Genomic DNA, 17,689 nt, shown 5'->3' with positions numbered 1-17,689 from the left:
TTAACCCTCACATGTAATTCACGATGTAGATCAGCGCGCCAATCGCCACCCAAGGTACAATATAGACACCCAAAATCAGTTTGCGCCGGAATGAGTTGTCGTAGACGTGCAAACCACGCGCAACAAACGCTTCTTTGTTACCGGTTTTGCCCTTTTCGTCCCACCACGTCTCCAACTTTCGCCGCCTAACTCCTCGCGAATAAAAGGACAGCGCGAAATAGGCAATCGTCTGGATCACCAGCAGGATCAGAAACAGGCGCATCGCTCCGAACATCTTAATCTCTCCTGACCGCGCCCCAAGGGCCGACCCGTGCGATCACTGTTTCGCTGACCCGGTCATTGCCTGACATATCCGGTTCATGACCAAATAGAGCCGCCCGCGCACCAGCCTTGTCCACCTGATACTCGCGGGCAAGGAAGTCGGCAACATAGGCTTTCTTGGTCTCGGGCCAGGTCCTGTAAGTACTATAAAACAATTCCTTGTGGCAGATGAACATCTGCCGCGGATCCAGCGGAGCCAATTCGGTCAACAGCATATTCACCAGATCGCGGTTCGGCGTATCGGCTGCGCGCAATGTGTAGAAATAAGCGGGATGATCCGAGGTGATGCGTGGCCAGCGCCCGCCATCGGTCGCCCAGCGCAGCAATTGTGCGAGGCCGTGGTACGCCTCGGGCAGGCGATCCGCGTGGTTGCGGGCCAGTCGTCGCATATCGCTGCGATCCAACCCGCTCAGATCAACATCTGCGTCAGCAGCCGCAGCAATGGTCAGAAAGTCCATTTTCTGTTGCAGGATCGCGGCAGCATCCACGCCGCGCGCCTTTACGATGGGTTCAACCAGATCGTTGTAGTCGAGAAACTTGGCAATCTGGTTCCGCTGCGACGGGTCAAAAATGTATTTGATCGGCATATCGTCGGGCTTTTCGCCCATGCAAATCGCCGCCGGGTGATCCATATACGGGAACAGGTAGAGCCCGCCGAAATGCGCGGTCCAGAAATTGCGCTGCTCGAACGCTGTGTGGCGCAGGCGGACCGGGTTGCGGGTGACGTCGCCGGTTTCTTTGGCCGTTTCGATCATCTTGGCGATCAGCACGTCGTCGAACCAGGCGTCCTCTTCGGTTTTGAAGCGTTCGACCATGCCCGCTAGCTGCTGGGCCTTGCGCAAGGTGCCGCCTGCGGTATCAGCCTCAATCTCGATCTTGCTCAGATTCAACAGGTCGCGCGGGGTGGTGAGTTTGATGACCGAGTTCACAAGCTCTCCGGCCACCGCATCGGTGGCGGTCAGGGTGAATAGCTGCGCTTCGTTCATCTCGATGAATTCCCGCAGGATATCGCGCGAGGTCGAGAATTTGACGTTCAGCAGAGGCGCGCGTTTCTGTTCGGTCGTCAGCAAGATGAACTGCCGGTTGACCCCGTTGGGATTGAGGTAAAGCTCGTCCTCCAGCTCAATCCCCACTTCCGGAGAAAAACCCGAGATATCCACATGGAAATCCGTCAGCGCCGTGGTCTTGCCCGCCAGATGTTGCAGTGCGCGGTTATACCGCTCGACCAGAGCCGGGCTGGAGATGTGGACGAGGTTGCCGAACATCAGGCCTTTTTCGATGAGGCGGATCATGCTGGATCACCGTTTCGGAACTGAAGCCTTATACCCAGACCAATTGCAAACAAGTAGGGCAATGCGAGTAAGACCAGAATAGCGTAGTGCCAAACTTCAGAGCCCATAACTTGTTTCGGGTCATAATAATTCCAAAACCATCCGAGTCCGAGAAACAAGGGGATAAGACCGACAAATGGACCTACACAAACACTGAGCGAGAACCAAACAAGGAACCTAAGCGCAAACAGCTTGCCTTCTGGCACGGGTAAATTACTGCGAACGGCGAAGCTCGTTGTCCAGCAAGCGAAGGACACTCCTATCAACAGGATAGCAATGAGCTGCGCAGCTTCCATCACCCCTTCCCCTCCAGATACCGCCGCTTGGCCTCTTCCATCCGACCCATCTCACGCACTGCGTTTTCGATGGCGACCTCGTCACTCTTGTCGGCATAGCGGAATTCGCTGTCGGCGTAGCGGTTGATCTCCTGGATTACCATTTCCACCGTGATCGGCTGGCGCAGGTCGTCGATCATCGCCTTCTTGGTGTCGTAGTCGCGGAACAGGAACAGGTCGGGGTTTTCCATCCACTCGTCGGGCAGTTCGAAATCCATCGCGCGGACCTTGACCGCGTCGGTGATGTTCTTGATCGCACGGCCGGTGAACCGCTCATCCGCCTGCTGGATCGCCTTGAGGTAGGTGCCCAGCTTGGAAATCGTGTCCATCTGGCCGATCTCGCCAGACACCCGGTCATAGACCTGCAGCAGGGCATCCTCATGTGGACGGGAGTGGCTTTCAAAACTGGCGGCGACGGCCTTTTTGATCTCCTGCGCGGCATAGGCTTCGTGTTCACCCAGCGGGATGTCGTGGTTACGGCCCATCAGCAGGTGTAGGATGTCAATGTAATCCTCGCGCGTTTGCGGCCCATCCACCAGGAACCGCGCGCCCGCCCGCTGGCGCAGGGCGTCGTCCACATTCTCGGGGTAGTTCGAGAACATGCCAAAGGTGCAGTTGCCCCGCACAACGGTGTTGGCGCCCGCAAAGCTTTCCATCAACACAGCGGTGATTTCCAGTTGCCCGGCCGAAGACTGCCGGTCGCCCCGTTTGCCCGCCAGTTGGTCGATATCGTCGATGGTGCCGAAACCGATGACCGAGGGGTCGATTATCGTATTAATAAACGCCTTGGCGTTCTGGCCGGATTTGCCCTGATAGCTGTCGATATTGTCGGTGCTCAGATTCTGATAGCGGAACGGATAGCCCGCATTCTGGCAATAATCGTTGATCAGCCCGGCCATCATCTGGATCAGAGTGGTCTTGCCGGTGCCCGGTTTGCCGTCGCCCATGAAGGTGAAGATGAACCCGCCAAGCTCGGCAAACGGGTTCAGGCGTCGGTCGAAGTCGTAGGCCATCACCATCTTGGCCAGCTTCATCGCCTGATATTTGGCGATATGGTTGCCGACCACCTCGTTCGGTTTCTTGAACGTCATGGTCAGGGTGGTGGATTTGGCCTTTGATGCCGGTTCGAAGCCCCGGATGGTCAGATCATCTGCCTCGATATGCCAAGCGGCACTCTGGAACGATGCCAGATGGCCTGCGGACTGGGCGCGTAGAGCGACCTTTTCCATCAATTGCTCGGCATAGGCGCTGGTGGCTGCGATCAGGTGGGCATCATCGGGGGCGTGTTTGGCAAGGGTCTGGTCCAACTCCCACAGCGCGCCGTGCAAGGCGAGTTGGCCGTTGTCGGTCAGGACCTCTTCGATCTCACCGATATCGACAGTGGTCTCTCCCAGATGCGAGGACATCAAGTACGCCAGCGCATTGCCGAAGGTGTGCGAGGTGATCAGAGCTTCGGCCGTCAGCAGTTCAGAGAATTCGGTCTTGCGCGCGGCAGGCAGATCTCCGGCCAGATTGGCGCGTTTAAGATCGGCAAGCGGGGTCTGTTCCGCATAAGCCTCGGCCACGGCCAGGGCGATGGCGATGGCACGTCGTATGGCCTGTTGCGTGGTCGCCTGTGGTGGTGAGACCAGCGCATCGCCATCGTCCGATGCCTCGATTCGTTCGACCAGATGCACCCCGTCCCTGCGGGCAGTACGGCGTGTCATCAGACCCGGCGTCGTCGACCGAAACCGCCGCCCGGTAGAGACACCAGGAGACCGTTCGACAGTCGTTTCAACCGCTTTGGCAATACGCGGAGCGTGCTCGAAACCGCTCAGCAAAGCGGTCGCTGCCGGATAGTGCTTACGAATGTCGTCTTCGCGCAGTTCCATCTGATCTGACGTCAAACTCATGTTTTTCCTCGCAATGCCGGGCTGAAGCCCGGCCTACTATTATCACGTAGGGCGGGCTTCAGCCCGCCTCTGGTCTCAATATCTCAACACCTGTCCGGCCTTGCTGACCACGAACTTGCGCACATCGGCAAAACCCGGCGGATTGCGTTCGGCCAGCACCTGAAACGGACGCTGGGGCAGGATGATCGACCGCTGGGTACGGGTAGCGCCGGTTTCGGCCCCCTGCCCGCCGAACGGATCCAAGGCAAAAACCTCGCGTTCGACGGTCGAGAACCATCCGGCCCGATCTTCGATCACATCTTCGCTTTCCAGCTCTTCCGTGGTCCAGGCCAGCGCCCAATCCTGACCTTGCGGAGATTGCGCATCCTCCAGCACCTGCCGCAGGGGGCCGGATTGTTCGGTATAGGCCGAGGAATACATTGGCCCCACATGAATGCGGCGCAGGTGTTTGGGGTGCAGGTCGTCGAAATCCTGATCGAACCCTTTGGCTATGGTCACCAGTTTCAACCCGCCCAGAGACTGCGCCATCAGATGCGCCTGCACTTCGGGCCAGCGGCGTTGGTCTTTGGGAAGGGCGGTTTTGCCGCTATCCTCCAACTGCATCAGATAGATGACCGGCAGGTTGATCTGGCTGTCATAGACCGCCCAGTGGATCATGAACTTGCGCCGTTCGCCCTCATTTCCGATCCAGTGGCATTCGGGATCGTTGCGGGCCCAGAACAGCTGACCTTTCAGTAATTCCTCGTAATAGAGCCTTTGGGACAGCGCGAATTGCAGCTTGGTCGGGATCTCCTGATCACCGATGATCGTGCGGATCATGTCGGTTTTTAGATCATCCTCGGAGGGCATATTCGCAAGATGCACCTGCGCCTGCTGCGCGTCATTGGCCATGGTCAGCAGCTCAGCCGCCACCGGAAATCCACTGTCGCGCTTGTCCATGGCGAGGCTACCAAAGAACCGCCCCGTATCGCGCCCGACCAGTAGGTATTTCATGGAAAGCGCGCGGAACGTATAGAGCAGTCCCGAGAGGTAGCGCGACACGATCCGCACCTCTTGCTTGCTGATTGCGCCCTCCGCCTCCATCGTCGCAGCCACGCGCAGCAGGTGGACGGTGATCACCTCGAATTTGCGGAAATAGCGGCGTGAGGCGAAAGTGTCGGTCAAGCCGACATGGTCTTTGGTGGGGTTAGTTTCGACCACGGATAAATTTCCTGTATCTGCCCCAATCTTCAAAGACGAGCCGGAAACGATCCCGCCAAAAACCAAAGGCTTCGGCTGACGTCATACCATCACTGTGAAGTATTTCTTCATACATATTCACCATGCCGAACCAAAAAGCTGGCACCACAATACGGACGACGAAATAGACGTAGGCCGGTAATAGCAGCACTCCGAAAGTAACTGCGACACCCTCCACGTTGGCGGCATTGTGCAGGCCCAAAAGCGCCAAAACCCACAGTGCTAGTACATAAACAACCAACGCAATTGCCAATACCGGTATCAACACGACCATTGGGCCAAACATCAATATGAAAGAGGCCATTTACCCCCCATACAAATTCTTGTCATGCTTCTCGACAATCGAGGCAAAGCGCCGCGCGAACCGCTCATCCGCCCTGGCCTTTTTCTCCAGCACGTCGCGGGCAAAGACCATGTGGTCCTCATGCGCCTCAAGCATGTCGGCCATCTTCTGGTTGGTCGCGGTGCCGATGGCAGCCATGGCGGTTTGCGCCTCTTGATCCGTCTGCACGCCGATCTCGTTGATGCGGTGGGCCACGTCCTGCTGCTGTGCTGTTTTCAGCGACTTGGTCAGGGCGTCATACAGCACCACGCGTTGTTGCGTATCTGTCTGCAGCTTGTTGATCAGCACCATCTGCGTCGCCGCCTGGTTCTGGAGTGAATCGACCCAGGTTTTACCCTTTTCGATATAGCGTTCCAGCGTCTGGGATTTGGCCAGCTTGACCTGCTCTTCCTGAACCTTGGCGTTGTATTGCTTATTCAGGTCAGCCAGTTCGGTTTCCAACTGAGTCCGCGCGGCGGCATCCTGTTCGACGCTGATCTTGTTTTCCAGCGTGATGATCGCCGGGTCCATGCCCTGAATCTCTGCCCGCAAAGCCTCCAGTTCGGCCACGGTCGCCTCGCGGTCGTCCAGCGTGACGGTCAGGTTGTCCTCGACCTTGACGCGCTGTTCTTCCAGCACGGCCAACTGCCCTTCAAGCAGTTTGACGATCACATCCGATTTAGCGATCAGGTCCTGTAGTTTGTCGTCGATATTGGCGGTGCGCATGCGTTCCTGCCGCATGGACTCGGATTTGGCCTTGGCGAAGATGCCGACGAACGACTCCCACCCGGTTTTCGAACGCATTTCGTCGAAATCCTTGGAAAACGCGTTGGTCACGTCGTCGAGCCCCATGATCAGCTCAGCGATGTTGGCGTTCATCACCTCGGTATGGGCGTGCACATCTTCCAAAGTGGCATTTTCAATGTCGATATCTGCCTCTGCGGTTCCGATCTTGGCACGCGCCGCTTCGATCCGTGAGGTCAAGCCTTCAATCTGCGACTGGCTTTCGCGGACTTTCTGTTGCGTCTCTTGAATCAATGCTTCGAATTGCTGGTTCGACATCTGCTATCCCTATTCTTCTTATCATCCAATGACATAGGGAATGTTATGGCAATTTACATCCCCTTGGGTCTCCAAATCACCAAGACTGTGACAAACTCGACGCTAAAAAGATAGACGCAGAGACAAGGCCGAGACACATTGCCCGCTGGTTTTCAGAAGGGAAAATAGAAGCTCTTGGATTTCTTAAGTTGAAGCTGCCGATGGCAAGCTCAGTAGTTCGAATACCGGAAATTGACCACAGCATCATCTTGAATAGCGCAATGGGCTTTTATGTGGCTCCGCGCGTCATTGCTGTCCTTTGAGCGCGCGACCTCCAAATCAATCAGATCGATGCCATCAGAATTCGTCGTATAGGAAAGCGTCCGCTCAAAATCGACGGCATAGTAGCCTTGATTGCTCATGGCGGTGTGGGTCCGATGCATACAAAGCCCGATCGCATTCTCCTCGGGCGAAACATGCGGGTGCTTCTGGTATTTTGATCCGTGCTTGTGATGGTGTTTGGCGATCGACGCTCCCAGCACACCCAACGCGACCCCAGCGATAAGCGCTCCGGTATCGTTGGCACGGGTTGGTGTCGCGGTCAGTGTGGTCGATGCAACAACGGCACAGACTATAGCGGCAATAACGGATTTCATTCGCATCTATTTCGTCTCCCTCTGAAGGCACTGAACGAAATTCAGTTCATTGAAGTGTTCCAGAAGAGACTAGCCTGACGACCTAAACTATTGCCAGATTTTCGTGAAAACGTGTTGCCTACCATGTCCGTGTTGCGATGGATACAACTTCGCCCCGCGCCTGGAGGAACGCGGGGCGTGTGGTGCGACAACCCAGAGAGGCGGGACTGTCGCTAAGTGATCAACAGCCTCAGTTCACGGCTTTGGCGTCAACCACGTCCTTTTCAATGGCCTTGCCAGACGAAATTTCGATCCGGCGCGGTTTCAGCGCTTCTGGCACTTCGCGCTTCAGATCGATGTTCAGCATGCCGTTTTCATGGCTCGCGCCGGTGACACGAACGTGGTCGGCCAGAGCAAAGCGGCGCTCGAACGCGCGGTTGGCGATGCCACGGTGCAGGTAGCTGCGCTCTTTTTCGTCCGAAGCTTTCTTGCCGGAAACCACCAGAGAATTTTCCTTTACCTCAACCGACAGATCGGCCTCGGAAAACCCGGCAACAGCAACCGAAATGCGGTAGGTATCAGCATCGGTTTTTTCGATGTTGTAAGGGGGATAGCTGGGCTGAGCCACGTCATTGGTCAAAACCCGGTCCATCATGTCTGCAATCTGGTCGAAACCGATGGTTGCGCGGTGAAGTGGTGCGAAGTCAAATGTACGCATGTCGTATCCTCATCTTTGAGCGATTCACGAAATTGCCCTCCGAAATGGACGGGCGGTGATTTATTCCGGACCCCAGCTTTGGCGATCCGGTAAAACTCAGATGGGAAGTAAAAGGACCGGGTTCAAGACCCGCCCGCGCTGAGGAATTTAGCACCCGAACTGGACTTGGCTGAACCCGGCTGCAATCTGCGGATTGTTGCCGTGGGTCGGGGCGCGTCACGACGCAATATCGCCTTGAGTTCCGAGACAATCCCCGACAGCTCCATCCCGTAGCCGATCTTGCGTTGACCATCCGATGCGCCCGCCGAAACAACCGACAGGATCTGCCAACGTGGGCCTTTCTTTGCTAAAATAGCGGAGCCCGACGAACCGAATGTAATATCGCAATCAAAGCTGATCAGCCCCTGCCCGCGTTGCAGGATGCGGCAAGAGCGTTGGCGCGTGATCGCCTCGGCCCGACCGCGACCATACGAGGCGACGCTGATTTCGCTGTCGCTGACGCGGCCGCTGTGCAACGCGAACGGATCAGCAATCGAATAGGGAATCGGCTCTTCCAGCCGCATTAGAGCCACATCAATTCGAACACGTGACGCCGATACCGGCGCATTGGCAACAAAATCGGGATGGGTCGCAATCTGGATGACCTTGCGATCCGCAAGCGCCTGACCGTCGCTCAAACCGGCGCGAAAGGTCAATTCACCGGGGGCATAGGGTTTTCCGGTGGCCTTGCTCACAGCGCAATGCGCCGCTGTCAGCACGATGTCCTTTGCGATCAAAGTACCGGTGCAAAAGCCCTGTTCGCCGATATCCAGACGTCCGACCGCCTCCCACCCATACAGATCATCGCGATCCGTCAGTCGGCGCTTGCCGCTGGTCTGGGCCTGCGCGGCAGTTACGAGAATAGAAACAAGCAAGGTGATACTTAGAAAAACACGCATCATGGCTTAATGAACTTTGCTCCGAGGTTTTTGGTGTTGTTGTCCAATGTGGCGTTCATACCCCGCCCCTGCGAAAGCTCGGCCCGCAACAATTCCAGCGATTCATCCAAGGCGGTGCCCAGCGCAACGCGTTGACCCTGCAATTCGGCCTTCGCTGCAACGACCGACACAATGCGTGGCCGCTCGCCGTCAAACGAAAAGATCGGCGCGCCGGATGCCCCGAAATCCACGTTGCAGGACATAACCAGAATTCCAGCCTGTCGCCCAATGACGGAACAGACTTCCTGCAGTGCTGGCGCTTCGGCGCGGTCATGCGCGTACGAGACAACCCCCACCTCTTGACCGCGGGCAGGACGGCGTCCGGTTTCGAATGGAATGACCGAGGTGTTGCGGATCGGCTGCCACAGCTCGATCAGCGCAATATCATGACGCACCCGCGTTGCAGAAACATTGCCTTCATACACATAGTCGGGGTGAACCACTGTTCGACGCGCCGGGCGATAAGCCGAGGCGGAACCGAGGCGCCAACCGGCCAGAAACTCGATCCGGGCCGGATTAATTCGCTGTTTCGTGGTTTTGTCGTACAGACAATGCGCAGCCGTCAGTACCAGAGTCGGAGATATCAGCGATCCGGTACAAAACCCGGTGCCGTCGATATCCAGCCGACCAACTGCCATCCACTCGCGCCCAGCATCGGTGGTTTCCAGGCTCCTAAGCCCAGTATCCTGCGCCTGTCCTGCCAAGGGCAGCAAGCTGAAGACAATAGCCGTGATCCAGTTGCGCACGCGGGTCTCCGGTCATGAGGTCCGACCAAGATTCGTATGCCGTTGGTGCGGCGAAAATAGGGCAATTGCCCCTTGGATGAATTTCAACCGGACCTGATGCGCGAGTGCAGCAATCGATCAGCGCAGTTGGGGTACCCCAGCCATGCCGTCGCGCAATGCGCGCGGTTCCGGCCCTCCGGTGGCCCAGTCCAGCAACTCGACTGTGTGGACAACGGGCGTGTTAGTCCCAGAGCCGATTTGCATCATGCATCCGATGTTACCTGCCGCGATAACATCAGGATTCCTAGCCTCAAGCGTGCGCACTTTTCGTTGTTTCAACTGACCCGAAATCTCAGGCTGCATCAGGTTGTAGGTTCCTGCACTGCCACAGCACAAATGACTATCTTTAGGCTCTAACACTGTGAATCCAGCAGATTTCAGCAGGTTCTTGGGATAAGAGGTAACCTTTTGCCCATGCTGCAATGAACACGCCGCGTGGTAGGCAACAACCAGTTCTTTCTTGTCGCTGTCCGGCATCTCCAGCTGCACCAAAAGCTCACTGATATCCATCGCCAGGGCGGATACACGCCCCGCATCCGCCGCCAGCGGATCACTGCGGAACATGTGCCCATAATCTTTGACCGTGGTACCACACCCCGAGGTGTTGATCACGATCGCGTCCAGACCATCACCATCCATTTCGCGTGTCCAAGCCCGGATATTGGCTGCAGCAGACGCATGGCTTTCACCGGTTTTACCCATGTGATGGGTTAATGCGCCACAACAGCTGGCACCTTCGGCGACAACGACCTCGCAGCCCAATCGGGTCAGCAGGCGAATCGTGGCGTCGTTGATGTCGGTGTTCAGCGCTTTTTGCGCACAGCCCGTCATTAGGGCGACGCGTTTCTTCTTAGCGCCTTTTGCTTCAAAGCTCTGAGGGTCATCATTGCGACTGACTGGTGGAATATATCTCGGCGCCATGTCCAGCATCGCCTTTAGCCGGGCATCCGGCATCAGAAACCGGAACGGACGACCCAGCTTTGCCCCGATTAGAGCCCAGCGAAAGCGAGCCGGATAAGGCAGGATTCTGGTCAATATCCAGCGCAGAGCCCGATCCGAGAACGGGCGCTTGTAGTTGTCTTCGATATATTCCCGTGCGTGGTCCACGAGGTGCATGTAATGCACGCCCGAGGGGCACGTGGTCATGCAGGCGAGGCAGGATAGGCAGCGATCGATATGCTTGACAGTCTTTTCGTCCGGAACACGCTCATTCTCCAACATGTCCTTGATCAGATAGATGCGCCCGCGAGGGCTGTCCAACTCATCGCCTAGCACCTGATAAGTCGGGCAGGTTGCTGTACAGAAACCACAGTGAACACAATTTCGGAGTATCTCGTTGGATCGCTGAATCGCTGGGTCTTGCAACTGCTTTTCGGTAAATTTCGTCTGCATCGCCTACCCCATCAGACCCGGATTGAACACGTTCCGAGGGTCAAATTTCTTCCGAATTGCCTTTGTTAGAGCCTGAATTTGCGTGCTCTCCGGTTGGAACCGCCCAAATTCAACGATGGTGTCAGCCTCTGCACGTACCAGCGTTGCATGTCCTTCAAAGTGACCCAGTCGTGCACGCAGATCAGTGCCCTTTGGCACCAATACCCAGATCAAGCCCCCGCCCCAGTCAAATAAGGTTCGATCCGCGTCGATCCGTTCTGCAAGGCTGGCTGCATCGCTGGGTTTCACCGATAAGCGCCAGACATCACCTTCCAGATCCTTAAACGCACGCAGATCACGCAGATCGACCCAGCGGTTCCTCGAATTCTCTAACTCGGTGCATTCGCCCCCAAGGATTTCGCGCAATCGACCTACCCGATAGGCAACCGGGTCGGCAAATCCTTCGATCCGCAACAGCGCCTGCCCACCCAGTGGATCATAGGCTGCGCTGCTCACCTCGAAGGGGGATTTCAGGGCAGTGGACATGAGATCAACTGCGGTTCCTACATCAGCGGCCCCGACTGCCAGAGTGGTCTCAATCTCAGGTCTAGGCAGCACTTTCAGTGAGACCTCGGACAGCACCCCTAGCGTGCCCCAGGAACCCGCCATGAGCTTGACCAGATCGTAACCGGTGACATTCTTCATCACCCGCCCGCCATTCTTGATCACCTGCCCCAACCCGTCGACATAACGTACGCCCAACAGGAAATCCCGGCACGCGCCAGCCTGAATTCGACGCGGCCCCGAGATGTTGGCCGCGACAACACCGCCGATTGTCGGTTCCCCCGTGGTGCCCAGCAAACCGCGATGATCCATCGGCTCGAACGCCAGTTGCTGGCCCTCGGCCTCCAAAGCCGCTTCGATCTCAGTCACTGGAGTCCCGGCATGCGCGACCAGAGTCAATGCGCCCGGCTCATACTGTGTAATTCCGTGCAGTCCTGACAGGTTCAGCACAGGCTCGGGCCTATCAAGGCCTCGCGTGCCGCCTCCGGCAATACGCACTGGGCCATCCAGGCCGGCAACGATGTCCGCAAGTTCAGCCTCGGTTTCAGGTGTCATGGCACTTCATCTTTTCGCAAATACTCTGGGTATTGATGGGGAAGGCTCATCTATTCCGCGGCCATCCTGCGCGTGGCAGACGCCTTTAGCGGAAACACCTTGGCTGGGTTCAACAGCCAATTCGGGTCAAACACATCTTTCACCGCCATCTGCGCCTCAAGATCCTGTGGTTCATATTGGTGTGTCATCAGATCACGCTTTTCGATGCCGACCCCATGCTCACCAGTCAGGCAGCCCCCCGCATCAACGCAAAGCTTCAGGATGTCCGCCCCGAACGCTTCACATTTCTCAAGATCGCCGGGTTTGTTGGCGTCAAACAGGATCAAGGGGTGCATGTTGCCGTCACCGGCATGGAACACATTGCCGACTGGCAGGCCATAATCTTTGCTCAGCTCCCCGATCCGGCGCAGGACGAAGGGTAGCGATGAGACCGGGATCGTCCCATCCAGACACATATAATCGTTGATTTGCCCCATCGCGCCAAAAGCCGATTTCCGCCCCAACCAGATACGGGCGCTTTCATCAGCCGATTGGCTTTCTCGCAGCTCAACCGGATTATGCCGCTTGGCGATCTCGATAATCTTCGACAACTGGCTATCGATCTCTGCCTCTGATCCTTCAACTTCGACGATTAGCAACGCCTCGCAATCAGGATAACCCGCTTGGGCGAAATTCTCGCAGGCTCGAATACAAAGGCGGTCCATGAACTCGATCGCGACAGGCAATATGCCCGATTTGATTATGTCAGAGACGCATTGACCGGCTACTTCATTATCGTCAAAGCCCATCAGAACGGGACGCGCGCCCTCAGGTTTGCGCAGGATGCGCAATGTTGCTTCAGTTACGACACCCAATTGCCCTTCGGATCCGCAGATAACACCCAACAGGTCCAACCCGCCAGCATCCAGATAGGCACCTCCAATTTCGACCACGCTGCCATCCATCATGACCATAGTCACACCCATCAGATTGTTGGTCGTCACCCCGTATTTCAGGCAATGCGCGCCGCCGGAATTCATCGCGATATTCCCGGCAATGGCGCAGGCAAGCTGGGATGAGGGATCGGGAGCGTAAAAGAAATCCTCTTCTTCAACGGCACCGGTTACACTCAGGTTGGTTCGGCCGGATTGCACTTTGATAAATCTGTTGTCGTAATCGATTTCCAGAACTTCGTTCATCCGTGCAACGCCTAGAATCACACAATCTGCCGTCGGCAGGGCACCACCCGCCAATGACGTGCCCGCGCCGCGCGGTACAACCGGCACACCCAGTTCATGGCAAATGCGCAAGACATCGGAAACCTGCTGCGTGGTCGAAGGCAGTACAGCCAGCATTGGCGGGCATTTATAGGCGGTCAGCGCATCACATTCATAAGCCCTGGTCTCGGCCTCTTCATGGATAACAGCATCCTTCGGCAGCACTTGCTGTAGTCGCGCAACCAATGCCTGCTTGCGTGCTAAGACATCCGGTTTTGGCTTGGGCATTTCCATCGCTGATCCTCCATTTGGTAAAAATATATTACCAATTTTATCGACTGGCAAGTTGCCGAATCCAACAATAGTGTCGCGGCATGACCTGGATCGACCGCACATTACTGTTTTCCTCGCTGGACTATGCTGCCGTTTTGCTGTTGTTCGCGACATGGCTAGGGATTGGATGGAGGATCGAAAATCCGTCCTCTCAGAAACCGTCGGTTTCATTGATGATGGATGATTTCCGCAAGGTCTGGATGCGTGAAATGGTGACGCGCCAGCCGCGTGTGTTCGATGCACAAGTGATCTCGGCCATGCGCCAGGGCAGCACGTTCTTCGCTTCGACAATCATGATTGCGATAGGCGGCGGCTTGGCATTGCTTGGCAATACCGAACGCCTTGCTGGGGTTGCTGAAGATCTTGCCATCGGCCGTGCGCCTGCCATGGTTTGGGAAATCAAGATACTGATTATTCTGCTTTTTCTGTCGAACGCTTTTCTGAAATTTGTCTGGTCGCATCGCCTGTTTGGGTATTGCGCAATTCTGATGGCCGCTGTTCCAAATGATCCCGATGATCCACAGGCCTATCCACGCGCCACACAATCTGCTGATATCTGCATCACGGCGGCTCGTAGTTTCAATCGCGCGTTGCGGGCGACATATTTTGCGTTGGCTTCAATCGCATGGATACTTGGACCGGTAGCCCTGATCCTAAGCTCAATCGTCACATTCGGTGTGCTCTATCGTCGCGAATTCGCCTCGCATTCACGCACCGTAATCATGACTGCGCCACCAAACACAGAGTCGTGATCGCGATGCGATGCGCGAGCGCATAGTTTGACCCCATGCGATATCTGATTCTCAGCGCCTTACTGGCCAGCCCCGCATTCGCCGACCCTCCGATGGTCGAACAGGTTTCAGCCCAATCAAATGGGGATACCTGGCGGTTCGACGTCACGATCCGCCACTCCGACACCGGATGGGATGACTATGCCGATGGCTGGCGTGTTCTGGATATGCAGGGGAACGAGCTGGGGATGCGTGTGCTGCATCACCCTCATGTCGATGAGCAGCCCTTTACACGGTCACTTGGCGGGGTGGTGATTCCGGACGGGACCACGCAGGTGCAAATTCAGGCGCGCGACAGTGTCGGTGGTTGGAGCGAAGACACGACCGTGGTCGATCTGAACTGACCCTCAGAACACCCCGAGGCTGAGACCTGCGGCCAAGGCCGCTCCAACCTCACGACAGTTTTCAAGTTGTTCTTCAGGAATGATCTTTTCGGCCAAGATCGCTTTGGGTGTTTGCGCATGAGTGCAGATGATCAGGGGCGGTTGCACCTCTTTCAACCGCCACCCCGTTGCGATCCGTGCCATCTGTCGCGCGGCATTTTCACCATCTGATCCGGCGCAGACCATCTGCGCATAGGGTCGACCTTCGATCTGACCCAGCACCGGATAATAGCAGCGGTCAAAGAACTCTTTCATCAGCCCAGAGATCGCGGCCAGGTTCTCGGGCGCGCAGAAGATATAGCCATCGGAGGCCAGCAAGTCGTTCGGACCGGCCTGATCGGCGGTTTTCAGGATGGTGTTCGCTTCATCCCGCGCTGCTTCGGCTGCGGCTTCAGCCATTTGCCGGGTGCCGCCGGTGCGCGAGTGGTAGACGATCAATAGCTGCGCCATGTCAGACCCGGTGATAAGGGCCGCCTGAAAGGATGGTCGCAGCCCGGTAAAGTTGCTCGGCCAGCATCACACGGACCAACATATGGGGCCAGACCATTGACCCAAAGGATAGGGAAAAATCAGCCTCCGCCCGCAGATTTGAGTCTATTCCGTCCGCTCCGCCGATGATCAGCGCCAGATCCTGTCGGCCCGCGTCGCGCCATCCACCCAGCTTTTTTGCAAATTCAGGCGAGGACAACACCCGTCCGCGCTCATCTAGCGTACAGATCACCACACCTTTAGGCAGCGCCTTGCGCAGCAGGGCCGCCTCGGCCCCCATGCCTGCGTTTTTCTTGTCTTCGACCTCGATCACCTTCGCAGGACCAAGGCCCAGCGCGCGGCCGGTCCTGTCAAATCGGGTCAGGTAGTCGTCAAGCAGGGATTTCTCCGGTCCGGCGCGCAATCGCCCAACCGCAACGATGCTGATACGCATGTCTCTCTCGCCTCCGGCCCCTCAATACAGGCCGGGATGGCGCCTCAATTCGCCGAGGCGCTGCCGCCCTGAGGCAGCCACATCTTTTCCAGCTGATAGAATTCACGCACTTCGGGGCGGAAGATATGAACGACCACGTCGCCCGTATCGATCAGCACCCAGTCGCCGGCATCCTTGCCTTCGATCTTCGAGGTGAAACCGAATTCCTGCTTGATGCGATCCGTCAGCTTTTCCGCCATGGCCGAGACCTGACGGGTCGACCGACCCGAGGCAATCACCATGTGATCCGCAACAGAAGACTTACCTTGCAGGTTGATCTGCACGACGTCTTCGGCCTTGTCATCGGAAAGTGAGGAAAGGATACGTTCAAGCAGCTTGTCGCTGATTGACTGAGAGTGGGCCATTACATCGGCCCCATCATCGGCGGGCAAACCCGCCTGTGTATGTAGAGACAGGACATAGTCCTCCTTTGCTGCGCGCCGCCAAACCCCGGCGCCGGGGTACTAATAAGGTAACAAGGGGATTGCAACATTTCAATGAAAGGGCCGACGCTGCGCCCCACATCCAGTCACTCTTTGGCGAGATGTTGCACCTCGGCGTCGGCCTCCGGGCCGCCCAATACGCGGATTTCACGCTGCGGGAACGGAAGCGAGATGTCTTCGACCTTGAACGCATCCCACAGCGCCAGGAAGACATTGCCCCGAATGTTTGTCAGACCCTTGTTCGGATCACTGATCCAGAAGCGCAACACATAGTCCACGCTGCTGTCACCGAAACCAGTGATATGGCAGACAGGTTCATGTTTGCCTCCACTCAGCACTCGACCAACCGTCTTGACGGCACGGATCGCTGTCGCGCGGACTTTGTGCGGGTCGTCGTCGTAGCTGGTGCCGAAATCAAGATCCAACCGCACGAAACGGTCGGAATGCGACCAGTTCACCACCTGATTGGTAATCAGATCTTCGTTCGGAATCAGGTATTCCCGGCCATCCCGCGTAACCACCGAGACATAGCGCGCGCCCAGCGCGTTGATCCAACCGAATGTATCCCCCAGTGATATCACGTCTCCGGGCTTTATCGACCGGTCCATCAGGATGATGATGCCCGAGATCAGATTCGAGACCACCTTTTGCAGGCCAAACCCGATCCCGACGCCAATGGCCCCGGACAGCAACGCTATGCCAGTCAGATCAAACCCGAGGGTGCGGATCGCCGCCATGAACACCGCCCCGTAGAGCAGCACCTGAATACCCTTGGCCAGAAGAACCTGCATCGATGGTGTTATGTCTTGATTGTTCGTTAGGCCGCGCTCAGCCGCGCGTGTGCCGACACGCGCCAATGTCAGCAGGACGCCAATCAGCAGTACAGCCTTGATGATGCCCAGCGCCGAGATATGAAGATCACCGATTGAAATGGCGACGCCATCCAGGAAACCGGCTACATCATCCGTCAGGTTCAAAGCAATCAGCGTGGCATAGACCCACATAGACCATTTAAATATTTGTCGCAGCGTTCGGTTTCTCACCAATCGCGAAACCAACGCGATGGCCAGCCATGCAACAGCCAGCGTTGCGAAGACACCAAGTATATAGCTCCGCGACGGCCATGTGACCTGTTGCATCACCAGATAAAGCCCACCAGACAGCAACACAAAATAGACCAACGTCAGACGGCGCATCAGTTGTATCAATATCCGCAGACGCCATTTCGGCCATCCCACCCGAGCCCTCGCCCAGGTTTCCCATCGGCCCTGCGTCAGCAGTTTCAGCAAGAATGAGATTGCCCAGAGAAACAGGATGATGATGAGTTGATACTGCCGCCATCCTGGGGTGACGATCAACTCGACCAGACCTTCAATTTGCGAGGAAAACGCCGCCGTCATGTTGGCGTAAAGCTCCGAGAGCGTCTCCGGTAGTAAATCCTGGTTCATTCACCTCTCCTGCAGGTCAGCTTGGACAGCGATGCTGGATGATGCAAG

Annotated in this window: 20 protein-coding genes; 2 read left to right on the top strand and 18 right to left on the bottom strand. The window is 56.7% G+C overall.

What is annotated here, in order from left to right:
• Window positions 1-7: 7 nt before the first annotated feature.
• From ACR0BI_RS14930 to ACR0BI_RS14865, 14 genes are all read right to left on the bottom strand, one after another.
• Window positions 8-274 carry a hypothetical protein gene (locus tag ACR0BI_RS14930; protein WP_170395242.1) on the bottom strand — a complete coding sequence of 89 codons (267 nt, stop codon included), beginning with the start codon at window positions 272-274 and terminating at the stop codon, window positions 8-10.
• A gap of 1 nt (window position 275) precedes the next feature.
• A complete protein-coding gene (locus ACR0BI_RS14925; protein WP_480562700.1) occupies window positions 276-1,613 on the bottom strand; it encodes a DUF6638 family protein in 1,338 nt (445 codons plus the stop codon).
• The gene (locus tag ACR0BI_RS14920; protein ID WP_480562699.1) at window positions 1,610-1,948 is read right to left on the bottom strand and encodes a hypothetical protein; all 339 of its coding nucleotides are present in this window, start codon (window positions 1,946-1,948) and stop codon (window positions 1,610-1,612) included. Before ACR0BI_RS14920 ends, ACR0BI_RS14925 begins: the two co-directional genes overlap by 4 nt.
• Entirely contained in the window at window positions 1,948-3,879 is a 1,932-nt protein-coding gene (locus ACR0BI_RS14915) for an AAA family ATPase (RefSeq protein ID WP_480562698.1), read from the bottom strand. Before ACR0BI_RS14915 ends, ACR0BI_RS14920 begins: the two co-directional genes overlap by 1 nt.
• Before the next feature lie 75 nt (window positions 3,880-3,954).
• Complete coding sequence (locus ACR0BI_RS14910) at window positions 3,955-5,079, bottom strand: hypothetical protein (RefSeq protein ID WP_480562697.1); 1,125 nt, start codon at window positions 5,077-5,079, stop codon at window positions 3,955-3,957.
• The gene (locus ACR0BI_RS14905) at window positions 5,066-5,422 is read right to left on the bottom strand and encodes a hypothetical protein (RefSeq protein WP_170423297.1); all 357 of its coding nucleotides are present in this window, start codon (window positions 5,420-5,422) and stop codon (window positions 5,066-5,068) included. The genes ACR0BI_RS14910 and ACR0BI_RS14905 overlap by 14 nt, the downstream gene beginning before the upstream one ends.
• Window positions 5,423-6,502, bottom strand: coding sequence for a hypothetical protein (locus ACR0BI_RS14900; RefSeq protein ID WP_480562696.1), 1,080 nt, complete (start codon window positions 6,500-6,502; stop codon window positions 5,423-5,425).
• A gap of 209 nt (window positions 6,503-6,711) precedes the next feature.
• Complete coding sequence (locus ACR0BI_RS14895; protein WP_170423293.1) at window positions 6,712-7,143, bottom strand: hypothetical protein; 432 nt, start codon at window positions 7,141-7,143, stop codon at window positions 6,712-6,714.
• Between the two features lie 223 nt (window positions 7,144-7,366).
• Window positions 7,367-7,834 (bottom strand): Hsp20 family protein, encoded by a 468-nt coding sequence (locus ACR0BI_RS14890; protein ID WP_480537194.1) that lies wholly within the window; start codon window positions 7,832-7,834, stop codon window positions 7,367-7,369.
• 122 nt (window positions 7,835-7,956) lie between these two features.
• On the bottom strand, window positions 7,957-8,772 hold the full coding sequence (locus ACR0BI_RS14885) for a trypsin-like serine peptidase (protein WP_480878911.1): 816 nt from the start codon (window positions 8,770-8,772) through the stop codon (window positions 7,957-7,959).
• A complete protein-coding gene (locus ACR0BI_RS14880; protein ID WP_170395202.1) occupies window positions 8,772-9,557 on the bottom strand; it encodes a trypsin-like serine protease in 786 nt (261 codons plus the stop codon). The genes ACR0BI_RS14885 and ACR0BI_RS14880 overlap by 1 nt, the downstream gene beginning before the upstream one ends.
• A gap of 117 nt (window positions 9,558-9,674) precedes the next feature.
• On the bottom strand, window positions 9,675-10,988 hold the full coding sequence (gene glcF, locus ACR0BI_RS14875; RefSeq protein ID WP_480562694.1) for a glycolate oxidase subunit GlcF: 1,314 nt from the start codon (window positions 10,986-10,988) through the stop codon (window positions 9,675-9,677).
• Window positions 10,989-10,991: 3 nt separating this feature from the next.
• Entirely contained in the window at window positions 10,992-12,086 is a 1,095-nt protein-coding gene (locus ACR0BI_RS14870; protein WP_480562693.1) for an FAD-binding protein, read from the bottom strand.
• Window positions 12,087-12,136: 50 nt separating this feature from the next.
• Window positions 12,137-13,576, bottom strand: coding sequence for an FAD-linked oxidase C-terminal domain-containing protein (locus ACR0BI_RS14865; RefSeq protein WP_480562692.1), 1,440 nt, complete (start codon window positions 13,574-13,576; stop codon window positions 12,137-12,139).
• A gap of 80 nt (window positions 13,577-13,656) precedes the next feature.
• Here ACR0BI_RS14865 and ACR0BI_RS14860 point away from each other — a divergent pair, with 80 nt between their 5' ends.
• Window positions 13,657-14,367, top strand: coding sequence for a DUF599 domain-containing protein (locus tag ACR0BI_RS14860; RefSeq protein WP_170395190.1), 711 nt, complete (start codon window positions 13,657-13,659; stop codon window positions 14,365-14,367).
• Window positions 14,368-14,402: 35 nt separating this feature from the next.
• A complete protein-coding gene (locus ACR0BI_RS14855) occupies window positions 14,403-14,750 on the top strand; it encodes a hypothetical protein (RefSeq protein WP_480562691.1) in 348 nt (115 codons plus the stop codon).
• A 3-nt stretch (window positions 14,751-14,753) separates the two neighbouring features.
• Here the strand turns inward: ACR0BI_RS14855 and ACR0BI_RS14850 are convergent, their stop codons facing one another.
• The 4 genes from ACR0BI_RS14850 to ACR0BI_RS14835 form a co-directional block, all read right to left on the bottom strand.
• Complete coding sequence (locus ACR0BI_RS14850) at window positions 14,754-15,239, bottom strand: NAD(P)H-dependent oxidoreductase (protein ID WP_170664335.1); 486 nt, start codon at window positions 15,237-15,239, stop codon at window positions 14,754-14,756.
• Between the two features lies 1 nt (window position 15,240).
• Window positions 15,241-15,711, bottom strand: a complete 471-nt coding sequence (gene rlmH, locus ACR0BI_RS14845; RefSeq protein ID WP_480562690.1) for a 23S rRNA (pseudouridine(1915)-N(3))-methyltransferase RlmH — start codon at window positions 15,709-15,711, stop codon at window positions 15,241-15,243.
• Between the two features lie 44 nt (window positions 15,712-15,755).
• A complete protein-coding gene (gene rsfS / locus ACR0BI_RS14840) occupies window positions 15,756-16,115 on the bottom strand; it encodes a ribosome silencing factor (RefSeq protein ID WP_480562689.1) in 360 nt (119 codons plus the stop codon).
• Window positions 16,116-16,279: 164 nt separating this feature from the next.
• Window positions 16,280-17,641 (bottom strand): mechanosensitive ion channel domain-containing protein, encoded by a 1,362-nt coding sequence (locus ACR0BI_RS14835; protein WP_170408707.1) that lies wholly within the window; start codon window positions 17,639-17,641, stop codon window positions 16,280-16,282.
• Between the last annotated feature and the right edge of the window lie 48 nt (window positions 17,642-17,689).

This window comes from Ruegeria sp. E5, from assembly GCF_056534105.1.
Note: the sequence above shows the minus strand (reverse complement) of the source record. Positions and strands in the feature narration are given on the sequence as shown.

Coding starts and splice junctions, on each gene's coding strand:
- ACR0BI_RS14850 (WP_170664335.1), bottom strand. CDS start 15,239: ATGGCGCAGCTATTGATCGTCTACCACTCGCGCACCGGCGGCACCCGG.
- ACR0BI_RS14860 (WP_170395190.1), top strand. CDS start 13,657: ATGACCTGGATCGACCGCACATTACTGTTTTCCTCGCTGGACTATGCT.
- ACR0BI_RS14905 (WP_170423297.1), bottom strand. CDS start 5,422: ATGGCCTCTTTCATATTGATGTTTGGCCCAATGGTCGTGTTGATACCG.
- ACR0BI_RS14895 (WP_170423293.1), bottom strand. CDS start 7,143: ATGCGAATGAAATCCGTTATTGCCGCTATAGTCTGTGCCGTTGTTGCA.
- ACR0BI_RS14890 (WP_480537194.1), bottom strand. CDS start 7,834: ATGCGTACATTTGACTTCGCACCACTTCACCGCGCAACCATCGGTTTC.
- rlmH (WP_480562690.1), bottom strand. CDS start 15,711: ATGCGTATCAGCATCGTTGCGGTTGGGCGATTGCGCGCCGGACCGGAG.
- ACR0BI_RS14870 (WP_480562693.1), bottom strand. CDS start 12,086: ATGACACCTGAAACCGAGGCTGAACTTGCGGACATCGTTGCCGGCCTG.
- glcF (WP_480562694.1), bottom strand. CDS start 10,988: ATGCAGACGAAATTTACCGAAAAGCAGTTGCAAGACCCAGCGATTCAG.
- ACR0BI_RS14835 (WP_170408707.1), bottom strand. CDS start 17,641: ATGAACCAGGATTTACTACCGGAGACGCTCTCGGAGCTTTACGCCAAC.
- ACR0BI_RS14900 (WP_480562696.1), bottom strand. CDS start 6,502: ATGTCGAACCAGCAATTCGAAGCATTGATTCAAGAGACGCAACAGAAA.
- ACR0BI_RS14920 (WP_480562699.1), bottom strand. CDS start 1,948: ATGGAAGCTGCGCAGCTCATTGCTATCCTGTTGATAGGAGTGTCCTTC.
- ACR0BI_RS14855 (WP_480562691.1), top strand. CDS start 14,403: ATGCGATATCTGATTCTCAGCGCCTTACTGGCCAGCCCCGCATTCGCC.
- ACR0BI_RS14865 (WP_480562692.1), bottom strand. CDS start 13,576: ATGGAAATGCCCAAGCCAAAACCGGATGTCTTAGCACGCAAGCAGGCA.
- ACR0BI_RS14930 (WP_170395242.1), bottom strand. CDS start 274: ATGTTCGGAGCGATGCGCCTGTTTCTGATCCTGCTGGTGATCCAGACG.
- ACR0BI_RS14915 (WP_480562698.1), bottom strand. CDS start 3,879: ATGAGTTTGACGTCAGATCAGATGGAACTGCGCGAAGACGACATTCGT.
- ACR0BI_RS14925 (WP_480562700.1), bottom strand. CDS start 1,613: ATGATCCGCCTCATCGAAAAAGGCCTGATGTTCGGCAACCTCGTCCAC.
- rsfS (WP_480562689.1), bottom strand. CDS start 16,115: ATGGCCCACTCTCAGTCAATCAGCGACAAGCTGCTTGAACGTATCCTT.
- ACR0BI_RS14885 (WP_480878911.1), bottom strand. CDS start 8,772: ATGCGTGTTTTTCTAAGTATCACCTTGCTTGTTTCTATTCTCGTAACT.